Annotated in this window: 14 protein-coding genes; 12 read left to right on the forward strand and 2 right to left on the reverse strand. The window is 66.2% G+C overall.

Going from position 1 to position 15,371, the window contains the following annotated elements:
- The first annotated feature begins 336 nt into the window (after positions 1-336).
- The 11 genes from HDR50_RS10345 (at position 337) to HDR50_RS10395 (ending at position 11,841) form a co-directional block, all read left to right on the forward strand.
- Positions 337-1,611, forward strand: a complete 1,275-nt coding sequence (locus HDR50_RS10345) for a 3-isopropylmalate dehydratase large subunit (protein WP_291358045.1) — start codon at positions 337-339, stop codon at positions 1,609-1,611.
- A 179-nt stretch (positions 1,612-1,790) separates the two neighbouring features.
- On the forward strand, positions 1,791-2,291 hold the full coding sequence (locus tag HDR50_RS10350; protein WP_291358046.1) for a 3-isopropylmalate dehydratase small subunit: 501 nt from the start codon (positions 1,791-1,793) through the stop codon (positions 2,289-2,291).
- Entirely contained in the window at positions 2,292-3,371 is a 1,080-nt protein-coding gene (gene leuB, locus HDR50_RS10355) for a 3-isopropylmalate dehydrogenase (protein ID WP_291358047.1), read from the forward strand.
- Positions 3,372-3,374: 3 nt separating this feature from the next.
- Complete coding sequence (locus HDR50_RS10360) at positions 3,375-4,370, forward strand: hypothetical protein (protein ID WP_291358048.1); 996 nt, start codon at positions 3,375-3,377, stop codon at positions 4,368-4,370.
- Positions 4,371-4,540: 170 nt separating this feature from the next.
- Positions 4,541-5,335 carry a helix-turn-helix transcriptional regulator gene (locus HDR50_RS10365; protein ID WP_291358049.1) on the forward strand — a complete coding sequence of 265 codons (795 nt, stop codon included), beginning with the start codon at positions 4,541-4,543 and terminating at the stop codon, positions 5,333-5,335.
- Positions 5,336-5,672: 337 nt separating this feature from the next.
- A complete protein-coding gene (locus tag HDR50_RS10370; RefSeq protein WP_291358050.1) occupies positions 5,673-7,202 on the forward strand; it encodes an aldehyde dehydrogenase family protein in 1,530 nt (509 codons plus the stop codon).
- 51 nt (positions 7,203-7,253) lie between these two features.
- Positions 7,254-8,348: an ABC transporter substrate-binding protein gene (locus HDR50_RS10375; protein ID WP_291358051.1), complete on the forward strand. Its 1,095-nt coding sequence runs from the start codon at positions 7,254-7,256 to the stop codon at positions 8,346-8,348.
- 117 nt (positions 8,349-8,465) lie between these two features.
- Positions 8,466-9,221 carry an ABC transporter ATP-binding protein gene (locus HDR50_RS10380; RefSeq protein ID WP_291358052.1) on the forward strand — a complete coding sequence of 252 codons (756 nt, stop codon included), beginning with the start codon at positions 8,466-8,468 and terminating at the stop codon, positions 9,219-9,221.
- 27 nt (positions 9,222-9,248) lie between these two features.
- Positions 9,249-10,043, forward strand: coding sequence for an ABC transporter permease (locus HDR50_RS10385; protein ID WP_291358053.1), 795 nt, complete (start codon positions 9,249-9,251; stop codon positions 10,041-10,043).
- Between the two features lie 2 nt (positions 10,044-10,045).
- On the forward strand, positions 10,046-10,891 hold the full coding sequence (locus tag HDR50_RS10390) for an ABC transporter permease (protein WP_291358054.1): 846 nt from the start codon (positions 10,046-10,048) through the stop codon (positions 10,889-10,891).
- A gap of 17 nt (positions 10,892-10,908) precedes the next feature.
- On the forward strand, positions 10,909-11,841 hold the full coding sequence (locus tag HDR50_RS10395; RefSeq protein ID WP_291358055.1) for an ABC transporter ATP-binding protein: 933 nt from the start codon (positions 10,909-10,911) through the stop codon (positions 11,839-11,841).
- Here the strand turns inward: HDR50_RS10395 and HDR50_RS10400 are convergent.
- Together HDR50_RS10400 and HDR50_RS10405 are read right to left on the reverse strand one after the other, a co-directional pair.
- Positions 11,838-13,175, reverse strand: a complete 1,338-nt coding sequence (locus HDR50_RS10400; RefSeq protein WP_291358056.1) for a homoserine dehydrogenase — start codon at positions 13,173-13,175, stop codon at positions 11,838-11,840. The genes HDR50_RS10395 and HDR50_RS10400 overlap by 4 nt on opposite strands.
- A gap of 204 nt (positions 13,176-13,379) precedes the next feature.
- Positions 13,380-14,561 (reverse strand): aminotransferase class I/II-fold pyridoxal phosphate-dependent enzyme, encoded by a 1,182-nt coding sequence (locus HDR50_RS10405; protein WP_291358057.1) that lies wholly within the window; start codon positions 14,559-14,561, stop codon positions 13,380-13,382.
- A 198-nt stretch (positions 14,562-14,759) separates the two neighbouring features.
- Between HDR50_RS10405 and HDR50_RS10410 the strand changes: the two genes are divergently transcribed.
- Positions 14,760-15,266 carry a rubrerythrin family protein gene (locus HDR50_RS10410; protein WP_291358058.1) on the forward strand — a complete coding sequence of 169 codons (507 nt, stop codon included), beginning with the start codon at positions 14,760-14,762 and terminating at the stop codon, positions 15,264-15,266.
- Positions 15,267-15,371: the final 105 nt, after the last annotated feature.

The raw sequence follows: 15,371 nt of genomic DNA on the forward strand, positions 1-15,371 counted from the left end.
CCGGAAGAATCCTAAAAAATAAGATTTTTTGCTGCTTGCAAGGAAGATAAAAATTTTCGCAGGGAGTGTACTCAAGTACTCGACCAAGAAAATTTTTCTCTGACGCAGCAAGCAGCAAAGCGCTAGCCGTTGCCCGGCTTGCCGGGCTTACGGATAGCGACAGCGGTTCCGTTGACTGGCTGACGCGCTACCTAACTGCTGTCTCCATCCGTAGCTTCCTTCGTCGCAACGGCTGGAGCAAGGCTGTTTTTAACGGATAATTTCGGCGTTAAGACGGCAAGCACAGACGGGACGCCCCCGCAACGCAGCTGCACAATCAGGCCAAAGGAAGACACCATGCCCAGAACCCTCGCCCAGAAGATCCTCCAGCGCCACACGGACGAGCCCGTGGAGGACGGCGCCATCGTCCAGTGCCGCGTCTCCATGGTGCTCGCCAACGACATCACCGGCCCCCTCGCCATCAAGTCCTTCCGCGGCATGGGCGCCGCGCGCGTCTTTGACCGCGACAGGATCGCGCTTGTCATGGACCACTTCACCCCGCAGAAGGACATCGACTCCGCCAACCAGGTGATGATAAGCCGCCGCTTCGCCGAGGAGCAGCAGATCACCCACTACTACGAGGGCGGCAACTGCGGCGTGGAGCATACGCTTTTGCCCGAGCTCGGCCTCGTGAACCCGGGCGACCTCGTCATCGGCGCGGACAGCCACACCTGCACCTATGGGGGCATCGGCGCCTTCGCCACGGGCATGGGCTCCACGGACATCGCCGCGGCCATGGCCCTTGGCGAGACCTGGCTCAAAGTGCCCCCCACCATCCGCGTGGAATACGCGGGCGAAATGCCGCGCTGGCTGCGCGCCAAGGACCTCATGCTGCTGCTCATCGGCCGCATCGGCGTGGACGGCGCGCTCTACAAGGCGCTGGAATTCGGCGGCCCGGTCATCGCGGGCCTCGGCGTGGAAGGGCGCCTCACCATGGCGAACATGGCCATCGAGGCCGGCGCCAAGGTGGGCCTCTTCCCGGTGGACGCGGTGACGCTGGCCTGGTGCGCGGAGCGCGGCCACACGGTCGCGCCCGACCTCAAGGACGGCCTCGCCGCCGACCCGGACGCGAAGTACGAGGCCGTGCTGCACATGGACGTGACGGATCTCGAGCCCGTGGTGGCCTGCCCGCACCTGCCCTCCAACGTGGTGCCGGTATCGGACGTGAAGGACGTTCCCATCCATCAGGTGGTCATCGGCTCCTGCACCAATGGCCGCATCAGCGACATGCGCGACGCGGCCGAGGTGCTGCGCGGCCGCAAGGTGCACAAGAAGGTGCGCTGCATCGTTTTGCCCTCCACGCCGGAAGTGTGGAAGGCCTGCCTTGCCGAGGGCCTGATGCAGGTCTTCATGGATGCGGGCTGTATCGTCGGCCCCTGCACCTGCGGGCCGTGCCTCGGCGGGCATACCGGCATCCTCGGCGACGGCGAGGCGGCCGTGACCACCACCAACCGCAATTTCAAGGGCCGCATGGGCAGCCTCGACTCGCAGGTCTACCTCGCGAGCCCCATCGTGGCCGCGGCCAGCGCCGTGGCGGGCAAGGTGGCGGGGCCACGCGAGATAGGGATTTAGTTGAAAATTTTTCAAATTTTCAACCATACGCGCTGTCGTTTCGCGGAAACAACGCGGTGTTTCCGCTCACTTTTGCGCGGGCGCTCATGAATGAGCGCCGGGCAGCCTGTCATAAATGCCAGGCTGCCCCGGAAATCGGCCTTGAGTGACGCGCGGGAAGAAAGAGGAGAAAGATACCCATGATATACAAGGGCAAGGCCCACAAGGTGGGCGAACATGTGGATACGGACGCCATCATCCCGGCGCGCTTCCTCGTCACCGCTGACCCGGAAAAACTGGGCGAGAACTGCATGGCCGGGCTTGAGCCGGACTGGGTGGCCCGCGTGAACAAGGGCGACATCCTCGTGGCCGGGCGCAATTTCGGCTGCGGCTCCTCGCGGGAGCACGCGCCCCTCGCCATCCTCGGCGCGGGCATGCCCGTGGTGGTGGGGCACAGCTTCGCGCGCATCTTCTACCGCAACGCCTTCAACATGGGCCTCCCGCTCATGGAAGTGGGCGACGCCATGGACGCCATCAACGACGGCGACGAGCTTGAGATCGACACCGCCACCGGGCGCATCCGCGACCTTACCAACGGCGCGGAGATCGTCTGCCCGCCCCTGCCGGAATCCATGGGCAAAATTCTCGCCAGCGGCGGCCTCGTGGGCTATGTGAAACAGCGGCTGGAGGAGGGAAACTAGATGGACGCACGCATCTGTCTCTTGCCGGGCGACGGCATCGGCCCGGAGATCCTGGCGCAGGGCGTGGCCGCGCTCAAGGCCGTGGCCAGGCGCTTCCGCCACGAGTTCACCTTCGTGGACGCGCTCATCGGCGGCGCCGCCGTGGACGCCTGCGGCGAACCCCTGCCGCAGGAGACCGTGACCAAATGCCTGGAATCGGACGCGGTGTACCTCGCCTCGGTGGGCGGCCCCAAGTGGAACGGCCTCGCGCCGCAGAAGCGCCCGGAGCGCGGCCTGCTCGGCATCCGCAAGGCGCTGGGGCTCTTCGCCAATTTGCGGCCCGCCATGCTCTTCCCCGAGCTCGCCGGCGCCTGCCTGCTCAGGCCGGACATCGCGGCGCGCGGCCTTGACCTCATCGTGGTGCGCGAGCTCACGGGCGACATCTATTTCGGCGAGCCGCGCGGCCAGGAACTGCGCGACGGCCTGCGCACGGGCTACAACACCATGATCTACAACGAGGAGGAGATCCGCCGCATCGCCAGGGTGGCCTTCGAGACGGCCCTCGGGCGGCGGAAGAAGGTCTGCTCCGTGGAAAAGAGCAACGTGCTCGAGACCTCGCGCCTCTGGCGCGAGGTGGTGCTCGAGACGCACAAGGAATATCCCGCCGTCGAGCTCTCGCACCTCTATGTGGACAATGCCGCCATGCAGCTCGTGCGCGACCCCTCGCAGTTCGATGTCATCCTCACGGGCAACATCTTCGGCGACATCCTCTCGGACGAGGCCTCGGTCATCACCGGCTCGCTCGGCATGCTGCCCTCGGCCTCGCTGGGCGCCAGCGGCCCGGGCCTGTTCGAGCCCATCCACGGTTCCGCGCCGGACATCGCGGGCGAGGACAAGGCCAACCCGCTGGCGACCATCCTCTCCGGGGCCATGCTGCTGCGCCTCGGGCTGCACCTGCCCGAGGAGGCGGACTGCATCGAGGCCGCGGTGCGGCGCACCCTCGCCGACGGCTTCCGCACGGCCGACATCATGGAGCCGGGCAAGACCCTCGTGGGCTGCGCAGCCATGGGCGCGGCCGTGTGCGAGCGCATCGCGGGCTAAGTCATGCGCGTCCTGCTCGGCTGCGTCAACAGCAGCGTCTCGCTGGTGGGCTATGACCTCGCGAAACGCGTGCCCTTCTGGTACTGCCCGGGCAATGTGCTCAGGGCCTGCGGCATCTGCGTGCACCAGGGCGCCCTCTGGGTGGCCACGGACAACGAGGTGCAGCGGCTGGACGCCGCGGGCGTCACCCTGCTGCCGCTCCCGGGCCCGCACGAGAACCTAGCGCACAGCGTGAAGCCGCTGGACTTTGCCGGGGGCGCGGCCCTGGGCGTGGCCGACACGGGCAATTCGCGCGTGCTCGTGCTCGGGGGCATGAAGGCGCTCTTCTCGCTTTCGCCGCTGGAGGGCTGGCTGGAAGCGGCCGCGCAGGGCGACGGCCGGCCGGCCCTGCCGCCGGACGCCATCCACCTCAATGACTTCATCAGCTGGATGGGCGGCCTGCTCGTCTCGGCCTTCAACTACCAGCCCTTCGCGGGCCTGAAGCGCGACTTCCCGGGCTGGCAGGCCGAGGGCCTGGGCTGCCTCTTCCACCTGCGCCGCCACGACGGGCGCACCATCGCGCGCGTGGCGGCACAGGGCCTCGACTGCCCGCATTCGCTGATCCAATGGGAGGGCGCGGTCTATTGCTGCTCCTCGGCGCGGGGCATGTTTTTCCGCTATATGGAGGACGGGCACGGCGGCCTGCGCGAGGACGCCCGCTGGCCCGTGACGCAAAGCCACTTCCTGCGCGGGGCACTGCGCGTGGAGGGCGGCTGGCTCCTCGGCGGCTCGTCCCGCCGCCATCAGGAAGACGGCGGCGGCATGTGCCTCTTTTTGCTCCACGACGACGGCCGGGTGGAAGACCTGCCCCTGGGCGGCCCGGGCGAGATCTACGACATCATCCCCTGGGACGCGGCCCTCATGCCCGGCATCTGCGCCATGCTCGCCGGCCGGCCCCTGCTGGACCTGCCCGGGGACTTCCCGCCGCGCTGCGTGCTTGCGCCGGAATACGCTGGCTGAGGGCCGGCGCTTTCGGGCCGTCCCCGGGCGCCCGGGACTTCTCCGGGGCGGGCAAAGGCCTTGCAGAAGGGCGGCGCCTCGCCGTATGATGGCGGAACGGGCCGGCCCGAGCCTGACGCGGGGCGCCCCCGCGCCGGCTTTTCCGGCGCCGCATGCGCGCAAGGTGCCCCATGGAATCCCAGGAAGCCAAGCTCTATCTCGTCCCCTTTGACACGGCCCAGCGGCCGGTCTTCTGGTTCAACGACGATTTTTGCGCCAAGAGCTGGAGCCGGCCCCACGCGCATCCCTGGGGCGAGCTCGCCTATACCGCGCACGGCGGCATCGTCATCTGCACCGAATACGGCAACTGGCTCGCGCCGCCGCACCGCGCCATCTGGATACCCGCGGGGCTGCGCCACGAATGGTACGTGCCCTGCGACTCCAAGGATTGCAGCCTCTGGATCGACCAGTCCGTGCTGCTCGGCGTGGAGCGCTTCACCCGCTGCCACATGCTCAAGATCACGCCGCTCGTGCGCGAGATCCTGCTCTACCTGAGCCCGCAGCCCAGCGTCTACGGTGACGACGCCCGCGGTCGCCTCATCGTGACCCTGCTCGACCTTTTGCTCGACCTCCCCGAAGTGCCCGAGCCCCAGGCCATGCCGCGCGACCACCGCCTTCTCGAGCTGTGCACCATCCTGCTCACCACCCCGGGCGAGGCCAGCACCCTGAGCGAGTGGGCCGGCCGCCTCGGCATGAGCGAGCGCAACCTGGGGCGCCTCTTCCGGCGCGAGACCGGCACCTCCTTCAGAAGCTGGCGCCAGTTCCAGCGGATGCAGAGCGCGCACGCGCGCCTGCGCCAGGGCGAGAGCGTCACGGCCGTGGCGCTCGATTGCGGCTATTCCTCGGTGTCGGCCTTCATCGCCACCTTCAAGGAACATTTCGGCTTCACCCCGGGCAAGGTGGCCTTCGGCAGCCACGGCGCCTGAGCCGGGGCTCTTCTCTTCCGTCTCCTCCATTCCCTTTTTCCGTCCCTCTCCCGTCACGGTACCTGCTCGGCCACTCTGCCCTGGCCCCGCTGCGCCGCCCGCACTTTGTCCTCTTTTCGACAAAGTTTGTCTGAAAACCGCAAGTCGCCCGACACTGGCACAGGGTATCAGAGAATCACCATAGAAGTTTGCGTCACGGGCCGGCCGCCATGGCCCCCCAGGCGGCGGCACGGCGCAAGCGGCAGCATGGCAGCGGGAGGCGGAGACCTGGCCCCCGGCACACCCTCCTGGCCAGTTCTCCGCCTTCCCCGCGAGCATAAACCCTGTGGAGGAGACAATGGCGGACATCAGGATCAAAAACTTCATCAACGGCGAATGGCAGGAAGAGGCCAACGGCAAGCGCGTGCCGCTCTACAACCCGTCCACGGGCGAGGAGATCGGCAGCGTGCCCATCTCAGGCCCGGCCACGGCCGAGGCGGCCATCGCCACGGCCTACGCCGCGTACCGGCCCTGGCGCAACCTGCCCATCGCCAAGCGCATGACCTATATCTACAAGATCCGCGACTGCATGGTGCGCGATCTCGAAAAACTGGCCCAGGCCATCGCCCTTGACCAGGCCAAGCACATTTCCGAGGCCCGCGGCGAGGTGCAGCGCGTCATCGAGATCATCGAGTCCGCGGCGGCCACCCCCTCCACCATCCAGGGCGACACGCTCGACTACATCTCCACCAATATCTCGGCCAAGGTGGTGCGCCAGCCGCTCGGCGTGTTCGGCGGCGTGGCGCCGTTCAATTTCCCGGCACTGGTGTTCGGCTGGTTCATCCCCTACGCCATCGCCGCGGGCGACACCTTCATCTTCAAGCCCTCCACCCAGTCGCCCTATTTCATGCAGCTCATGTGCGAGATCTTCCAGGAGATCGAGCTGCCGGCCGGCGTGGTCAACGTCATCCACGGCAACCGCGACATCCCGGGCTCGTGGTATGAAGACCCGCGCATGGCCGGCGTGTGCCTCGTGGGCTCCACGCCCACGGCCAAGGCCATGGCCGCGGGCTGCGCCAAGGGCGCCAAGCGCTCCATGCTGCTCGGCGGCGCCAAGAACGTGCTGCTCGTCATGGAAGACAGCAACATGGACGTCTTCATCACCAACTTCCTCAATTCCTGCTACGGCTCGGCCGGGCAGCGCTGTCTCGCCGGCTCCATCGTGGCCGCGGTGCCCGAGGTCTACGACGAGGTGGTGGAACGGATGATCGAGGCCTCCAAGACCGTCAAGGTGGGCGACGCCTTTGACCCCGATGTCTACATGGGCCCGCTCATCTCGCGCAAGGCCGCCGACAACGTGCTCGGCTATGTGGACATCGCCCTCAACCACGGCCACGGCTGCAAGCTCGTGCTCGACCGCCGCAAGGTGGACCTGCCCGAGAAGAACAAGAACGGCTACTTCGTGGGCCCCTGCATCATCCGCGACGTGACGCCCTGCAACCCGCTCTTCACCACCGAGGTCTTCGGCCCGCTGGTGGCGACCATCAAGGTGGCCGACATCCACGACGCCATCGGGCTCATCAACAGCTCCGAATACGGCAACGGCGCCTGCATCTTCACCCAGAACATGCACTATGCGGACGTGTTCAGCCGTGACACCGACGTGGGCATGGTGGGCGTCAACGTGGGCATCTGCGCGCCGCATCCCTTCGTGCCCTTCGGCGGCATCAAGGGCTCGCTGCTCGGCACGGACAAGGTGCAGGGCAAGGGCGGCATCGACTTCTTCACCCAGTACAAGGTCACGACCACGCGCACCTACGACCCCAAGGGCGTCGCCGGCCAGCCGGCCCCGGCGGCCCAGAAGGTCCGTTCCTGCGTGGCGTCCTAGGTTTTGTCCGGCATGCGCCGGACGCGCAACCCTTTTACGGGAGGATTGAGGATGAAACTGCGTTCCCTCGCGGCACTTGTGCTCGCACTGGCGTTCCTGCTGGCCACGGCCGTGGCCGGCGAGGCCAAGGAGCTCTCGCCCCAGAACCCGGTCAAGGTGCCCTCGGCCTGGATGAACGAGAACGAGACCTTCGCGGCCTGGCTCGCCCATGAGATGGGCTGGGACAAGGAAGAGGGCATCGACCTCGAGATCAACTACTTCAACTCCGGCATGGACATCGTCAACGCGCTCCCCTCGGGCTCCTGGGTGGTGGCGGGCAATGGCGCCGTGCCCGCGGTGTGGGGCGGCCTGCGCTATGACACCTATGTCATAGGCATCGGCAACGACGAGTCCTACACCAACGGCGTGCTCGTGCGGCCGGACAGCCCCATCGCCAAGGTCAAGGGCTGGAACCCCAAGTATCCTGACGTGCTCGGCAGCCCCGAGACCGTGCGCGGCAAGACCTTCCTCTGCACCACCATGTCCAGCCCGCACATGGCGCTCTCTTCCTGGCTGCATGTGCTCGGCCTGACCGACAAGGACGTGGTCATCAAGAACATGGACCAGCCCCAGGCGCTCTCCGCCTTTGAGAACGGCATCGGCGACGGCGTCTCCCTGTGGGCGCCCCAGCTCTATGTGGGCATGGAAAAGGGCTGGAAGCTCGCGGGCGACATCAAGAACTGCGGCGAGACGCTGCCCATCGTCATCCAGGCCGACAAGAAGTATGCCGACGAGAACCCCGAGGTCATCGCGGCCTTCCTGCGCGCCTACATGCGCGGCATCCACATGCTGAAGAACGAGCCCGCCGAAGTCATCGAGCCGCTCTACCGCCGCTTCTTCCTCGAGTGGGCGGGCCAGCAGTACACCCCCGAGGTGGCCCTGAAGGACATCAAGACGCACCCGGTCTTTGACTTCGACGAGCAGCTCGTGGTCCTCGACGATTCCAAGGGCACGAGCGAGGCCCAGAAGTGGCAGCAGTACCTCGCCAAGTTCTTCACCGATCTTGGCCGACTGAGCCCCCAGGAATACGAGAAGGTCAAGGACGCCAACTATGTGACGCCCAAGTTCATGAAGATGGTCAAGCAGCCCGTGCCTCCCTACAAGTAGGGAGCGCCGGCAAGGTGGCTCCGCCCCCCCACAAAGGGGCGGGGCCCCGCCCGGCGGGCCCCGGAAGGCCGCCCAGCGCACCCGGGGTCCCCGCCGTCATCTTTTCAAGGAGCCCACATGCCTGCCCAAGCTGAGAACGAAATCAAGATCAGGGTCAACAACCTTACCAAGCGCTTCGGCGACCTCACCGTGCTGGACGGCATCAACTTCACCATCCGCAAGGGCGAGCTGCTGGCCATCGTGGGCCCCACGGGCTGCGGCAAGACCACCTTTTTGAACTGCCTTTCCAAGCTCATGCCGGCCACCGAGGGCGAGATCCTCATCGACGGCAAGGAGGCCAACCCCAAGGCGCACAACATCGCCTATGTGTTCCAGGAGCCCACCTGCCTGCCCTGGCGCACGGTGCGCGAAAACGTGGCCTACGGCATGGAGGTCAAGGGCGTGCCCAAGGCCGAGCGCGAGCAGCGCGCCCAGGAGATCATGGATCTCGTGGGCCTCGCCTCCTGCGCCGACCTCTACCCGAACCAGGTCTCGGCCAGCATGATGCAGCGCATCGCCGTGTCCCGCGCCTTCGCGGTCAACCCGGACCTTCTGCTCATGGACGAGCCTTACGGCCAGCTGGACGTGAAGCTGCGCTTCTACCTCGAGGACGAGCTCGTCAATTTGTGGCAAAAACTCAACAGCACCATCCTCTTCGTGACGCACAACATCGAGGAGGCCGTCTACGTGGCCGAGCGCATCCTTGTGCTGACCAACAAGCCCACCAAGGTCAAGGAAGAGATCATCGTGGACCTGCCCAGGCCCCGCAAGCTCATCGACCCCCGTTTCGTGGACCTGCGCCGCCAGGTCACTGACCTCATCCGCTGGTGGTAACCGGCGGCCGTCAAGCAGGAGTCCCTCATGGCCTATCAGACCGTCGTCGTCAAAGAGTCGGCCCTGGTCCGCGCGCTCCCCTGGATCAGCGTCATCGCCTTTTTCATCCTCTGGGAGGGGGTGGTGCGCTCCGACATGATCCCGCCCACCATGCTCGCCTCGCCGAGCCAGGTGGTGAGTGCCTTCATCGACAAGATCGGCGACCCCAACCCGGACGGCGCCATCATGTTCACCCACTTCAAGACCAGCATCGAGGAGGCCTTCACGGGCTATGTGCTGGCGCTTCTCGTGGGCATCCCGCTGGGGCTCGCCATGGGCTGGTTCAAGATTGCCGAGGGGCTGTTCCGGCCCATTTTCGAGCTTATCCGCCCCATACCGCCCATCGCGTGGATTCCGCTGACCGTGTTCTGGTTCGGCATCGGCCTCACGGGCAAGGTGTTCATCATCTGGATCGCCGGCATCGTGCCCTGTGTCATCAACGCCTATGTGGGCGTGCGCATGACCAACCCGGTGCTCATCCAGATGGCGCGCACCTACGGCGCAAGCGACTGGCAGATCTTCAAGCAGCTCTGCATCCCCTCGTCGCTCCCCATGGTCTTCGGCGCGCTCCAGCTGGCGCTCGCCTATTGCTGGACCAACCTCGTGGGCGCGGAACTGCTCGCCGCGGACTCGGGCCTGGGCTACCTCATCACCATGGGCGGCCGCGTGGCGCGGCCCGACCTCATCGTGCTCGGCATGATCTGCGTGGGCCTGTCCGGCGCCGTCATCGGCTTCATCATCGACCGCATTGAGAAAAAGCTGCTCGCCGGCATCAGGAGGTAAGCATGGCTTCGTCTTCCATAGCCAATGAGACCGTGGACCATGCCAGCGAACGCGGCCGCTTCACGTTCTACAAGCTCATAACCAACAGGTATTTTCTCTACACCGTGTCCCTGGTGGGCTTTTTCGCCCTCTGGCACTGGACGGCGGTGAACAAGATCTTCCAGAACTCCCTCGCCACTCCCAAAGAGGTGCTGGATCAGGTCATCCGGCTCACCACCATGAACTTCGCGGGCAACAATCTCTGGGGCCACATCTGGGGCAGCACCCAGCGCGTGCTCGTGGGCTTCGTGCTGGCGAGCCTCGTGGCCACGCCGCTGGGGCTCTTCATGGCGCTCAACAAGACGGTCAACGCCATCGTCAAGCCGCTCTTCGACCTGTTCAAGCCCATGCCGCCCATCGCCTGGGTGTCGCTCGCCATCCTCTGGTTCGGCATCGGCGAGACCTCAAAGGTGTTCATCATCATCATCGGCACCTTCGTGCCCTGCCTGCTCAACGCCTATAACGGCGTGCGCCTCGTGGACCCGGACCTCTTCGACGTTATCCGCGTGCTCGGCGGTTCCCGGCGCGACGAGATCTTCAACGTCTGCCTGCCCGCCTCCTTCCCGGCCATCTTCGCCGGGCTCCAGATCTCGCTCAGCGCCGCGTGGACCTGCGTGCTCGCCGCGGAGCTCATGAATTCGCGCGACGGCTTGGGCTTCCTCATCAAGCGCGGCATGGACACCCACAGCCCGGCCCTGGTTCTCAGCGGCATGCTGCTCATCGCGGCCGCCGCCTGGCTCAGCTCCCTGGCCATTGCCCTGCTGGAGCGCAAGTGCTGCCCCTGGAAGCGCAGCATCGACAACATCTAACGGCGCAGGGGGAGACCATGCCCAAGAGTGTGAGCGAGGAAGTCAACGAGCAGTTTGAAAAGGCCGTGGACGACCACTACAACGCCATCATCAAGGGAGAGATACAAGAAGGCATCGAGGAGGGCACCGCCAGCGGCGTGCTCGTGCAGGAGCCGCTCAACGCGCCCCCGCCGCCGCGCCCGGCCGGTGCGCCGCCGGTGAAGATCCACTGCGAGGACATCAGCAAGACCTTCATCCAGAAGGGCAACCAGGCCGTGCCGGTCATCCGGGACATCACCCTCGATGTCTACGAAAACGAGTTCCTGGTGGTGCTGGGGCCAGGTCAGAGCGGCAAGTCCACCCTGCTCAAGATCATCGCGGGCCTGGAGATCCCGGACAAGGGCTATGTCACCCTTGACGGCGAGCCCATCACCGGCCCGGGGCCCGACCGCGGCATCGTGTTCCAGAGCTACATGCTCTTCGCGTGGAAAAACGTGCGCGACAATGTGGAGCTCGGCCTCAAGCTGCGCGGCGTGCCCGCGGAGGAGCGTCACGCCATCGCCGACCACTATATCAAGATGGTGGGCCTCGAGGGCTTCGAGAAGCACTATCCGCACCAGCTCTCGGGCGGCATGAAGCAGCGCGTGGGTATCGCCCGGGCCTACGCCAATTCGCCCAAGGTCATGCTGCTGGACGAGCCCTTCGGCCAGCTCGACGCGCAGACGCGCATGTACATGCAGGTGGAGACGGCCCGCATCTGGGAAAAGGAGCGGCGCACCGTGCTCTTCGTCACCAACAATATCGACGAGGCGCTCTTTCTGGGCGACCGCATCGTGCTCATGGAAGGGAAGCTGCCGGGCACGCTCAAGACCGAATACGCGGTCAACCTGCCGCGGCCGCGCGAGCACACCTCCATGGAGCTTCTGGAGCTGCGCGAGGAAATCATCTCCAATACGGAACTCGTGCTTTAGAGCACCCGGTAATACACCGCCGGTTCACGCAACAGGCCCGCGTCAGCGGCGCGCTTCAAGGCGCCGCTCATGGCGCGGGCCGTCGTTTCGTGGGTCATGAACACGAGCGGCACGCCGCTCGCGCCGTCGCCGGCCTTCTGGATCATCTGGGCCACGCTGATGCCCTCGGCGGCCATGCAGCCCGAGATGTCGCGCAAAACGCCCGGCGTATCCTCCACCATGACGCGCACATAATAGGGCGAGCGCCAGTCCTCGGGCGGCACGATGGCCGCGCGCTCGAGCTCGCCGTCCGCAAACCCGGTATTGTTGGGCCGCTCCTCGCGGGCCACGGCCATGAGGTCCGCGAGCACGGCCCCGGCCGTGGGCAGGCTCCCGGCGCCGCGGCCGTGGAAAAAGAGCGGCCCGGCGGCGTTGGCGTCCACGCGCAGGGCATTGTAGGCCCCGCCCACGCGCGCGAGCAGGTAGGTATGGTGCACGAGCGCGGGGAAGACGCCGGCCTCGAGGCGCAGCGGGGTTTTGGCGCCGGCGGGGGCGCCGTCCGCCGCCCCGGCCAGCCGCGCCTGGCCGATGAGCTTGATGCGGTAGCCAAATTCCCGCGCGAAGCGGATGTCCACCGCAGCCATGCCGCGGATGCCGCGCACGGCGAGGGCGGCGTACGGATAGTCCGCGCCCCAGGCGAGGCGAATGAGCAAAATGAGCTTGTGCGCCGCGTCGTGGCCGTCGATGTCCAGCGTGGGGTCGGCCTCGGCGAAGCCCAGTTCCTGCGCCTGGCGCAGGGCCTCGCCGAATTCCAGGCCGTTGGCCGTCATCTCGGAGAGGATATAGTTGCTCGTGCCGTTCAGGATGCCCATGAGGGATTCGACGCGGTTGCCCACAAGGCTCTCCTTGAGCGCCTGCACCACCGGGATGGCCCCGGCCACGCTGGCCTCATAGCGCAGGATGCGCCGCTTCTTCCGCGCCAGCCGGAAGAGCGCGAGCCCGTCCTCGGCGAGGAGGGCCTTGTTGGCCGTGACCACGTGCTTGCCGTGCTCAAGCGCGTCCGCGATGATGCTGCGTGCGGCGTCGATGCCGCCCATGAGCTCCACGAGCACGTCGATTTCCGGGTCGTTGACGAGCCTGGCCGGGTCGGTGGTGAGCGCGGCGCCGGCGGGCAGCGGCACCCCGCGGGCCTTGTTGGCGTCGCGCACGAGCACGGCGCGGATTGCCATGTCGCGGCCGGTGCGCCTGCGGATGATGTCGGCATTGTCCACGAGCAGCCGCGCGAGGCCGCTGCCCACGGTGCCGAAGCCGGCCAGTCCCACGCCCAGCGGGCGCGTTTCGCTGTTCTTTGTCATCGCCCTTCCTATGAGGTCATCGTATCCAATAGAGTTGAAAGGCCTTCCTTAAATCCGCCTGGAGCGAAGCGGAAGACGGGTGCTGCGACCGGATGGCGGCGCGAAGCGCCGTGCCCGTTGGCGAGCAAAGCGAGCCCTACGGGCATCGACAGCAGCGATGGTGCCGGAAGAATCCTGAAAAATAAGATTTCTTGGCGCCGCCACTCAGGCACCGGCCCCGGAAAGCAGGCGGCGGATGCCGGCCACGGCCTGCCGGGTGCGGTGCTCGTTTTCGATGAGCGCGAATCGCACATACTCGTCGCCATAGGAGCCGAAGCCCAGCCCCGGGGACACCGCCACATGGGCCTCGTTGAGCAGCAGCTTGGAAAACTCCACCGAGCCCATCTTGCGGAAGGGCTCGGGGATGCGCGCCCAGACGAACATGGTGGCCTTGGGCGGCGCCGCCTCCCAGCCGATGCGGTTCAGGCCCTCGATGAGCTTGTCGCGGCGCTCGCGGTAGATGTCGCGCACTTCCCGCACACAGTCGTCGGGCCCGTTGAGCGCCACGGTGGAGGCGATCTGGATGGGCTGGAAGATGCCGTAATCGAGATAGCTCTTGATGCGCGCAAGCGCGTGGATGAGCCGCGGGTTCCCGAGGCAGAAGCCCACGCGCCAGCCGGGCATGGAATAGCTCTTGGACAGGGTGGAAAACTCCACGCCCACGTCGATGGCCCCGGGCACCTGCAGGAAGCTCGGCGCCTCGTAGCCGTCGAAGGTGAGGTCGGCATAGGCGAGGTCATGGATGACCCAGATGTCGTTTTCCTTGGCGAAATCCACCACCTTGCGGAAAAATTCGAGGTCCGTCACCTCGGTGGTGGGATTGTGCGGATAGCAGAGGAAGAGCAGCTTGGGCTTGGGCCAGGCGTGGCGCATGGCCTCGGTCAGGTCCTCAAAAAAGTCGCGCCCCGGCCCGATGGGCACGCTGCGCACGTCCGCGCCGGCGATGATGGGCGCATATTTGTGGATGGGATAGGTCGGGTCGGGCGCCAGCACCACGTCCCCGGGCTGGAGCATGGCAAGGCAGAGGTGCGCCAGGCCCTCCTTGGAACCCATGGTCACGATGGCCTCAGTGTCCGGGTCAAGCTCCACGCCGTAGAGGCGGCGGTAGCGGTCGCAGATGGCCTTGCGCAGGTTGGGGATGCCGCGGGAGAGCGAATAGCGGTGGTTCACCGGCTTTTGCGCCGCCTCCACGAGCTTGTCCACCACATGCTGCGGGGTGGGGATGTCCGGGTTGCCCATGCTGAAGTCGACGATGTCGATATTCTGCCGCCGGAGCTTCATCTTGAGGTCGCCCACCACGGCGAAGACATAGGGGGGCAGGCGCTGGATGCGTGAAAATTCTTCCATCTGGGGTCTCCGTTGGCCGCCGGGGGCGGGTGGAAAGGCCGGGGCGCAAGCATAGCCGCGCCGCGCCGCGCTGTAAAGGCGTTGACGCGAGCGCGGGGAGGCGGGGCTCATGCCAGAAAGCGCTTTACAAAGCCCGCCCATTCTCCTAAACAGGAATGACTCTTGTTTAGCAAAAACCCCAATGAGGAGAATCACACCATGAGCAAGACCGACCAGAACCTGATGGACGCCTTTGCCGGCGAATCCCAGGCCAACCGCAAATATCTCGCCTTCGCCAAGGTGGCCGACCAGGAGGGCATGCCCCAGATCGCCAAGCTCTTCCGCGCGGCCGCGGCCTCGGAGACCGTCCATGCCCACACGCATCTCAAGAACGCGGGCAAGATCGGCACCACCATGGAAAATCTCAAGGACGCCCTCGGCGGCGAGACCCACGAATACACCAAGATGTATCCCGAAATGATCAAGGAGGCCGAGGAGGAAGGCAAGACCGCCATCGCCCGCTATTTCGGCTACGTCAACAAGGTGGAGGAGATCCACGCCGAGCTGTACAAGAAGGCCATGGAGAACCCCTCCAGGATCTCCAACGAGGACTACTACGTCTGCAAGTTCTGCGGATACACGCACCAGGGCCCGGTGGAATCCTGCCCGGTGTGCGGCGCCGGCGCCGCGGCCTTCTTCAAGGTCGAGGACTGCTGCAAGGCCTAGCCCCTTCCCGATGTGAACCCCCGCGCCACGCCTGAGGCGGCGCGGGGGCCGCGCAAGGCGCTTTTCGGGGCAGCGGTCTTCATGGCTTGCGCCCTTGCCGCCAGC

It is taken from the genome of Desulfovibrio sp., from assembly GCF_014803725.1.
Lineage (GTDB): Bacteria > Desulfobacterota > Desulfovibrionia > Desulfovibrionales > Desulfovibrionaceae > Desulfovibrio.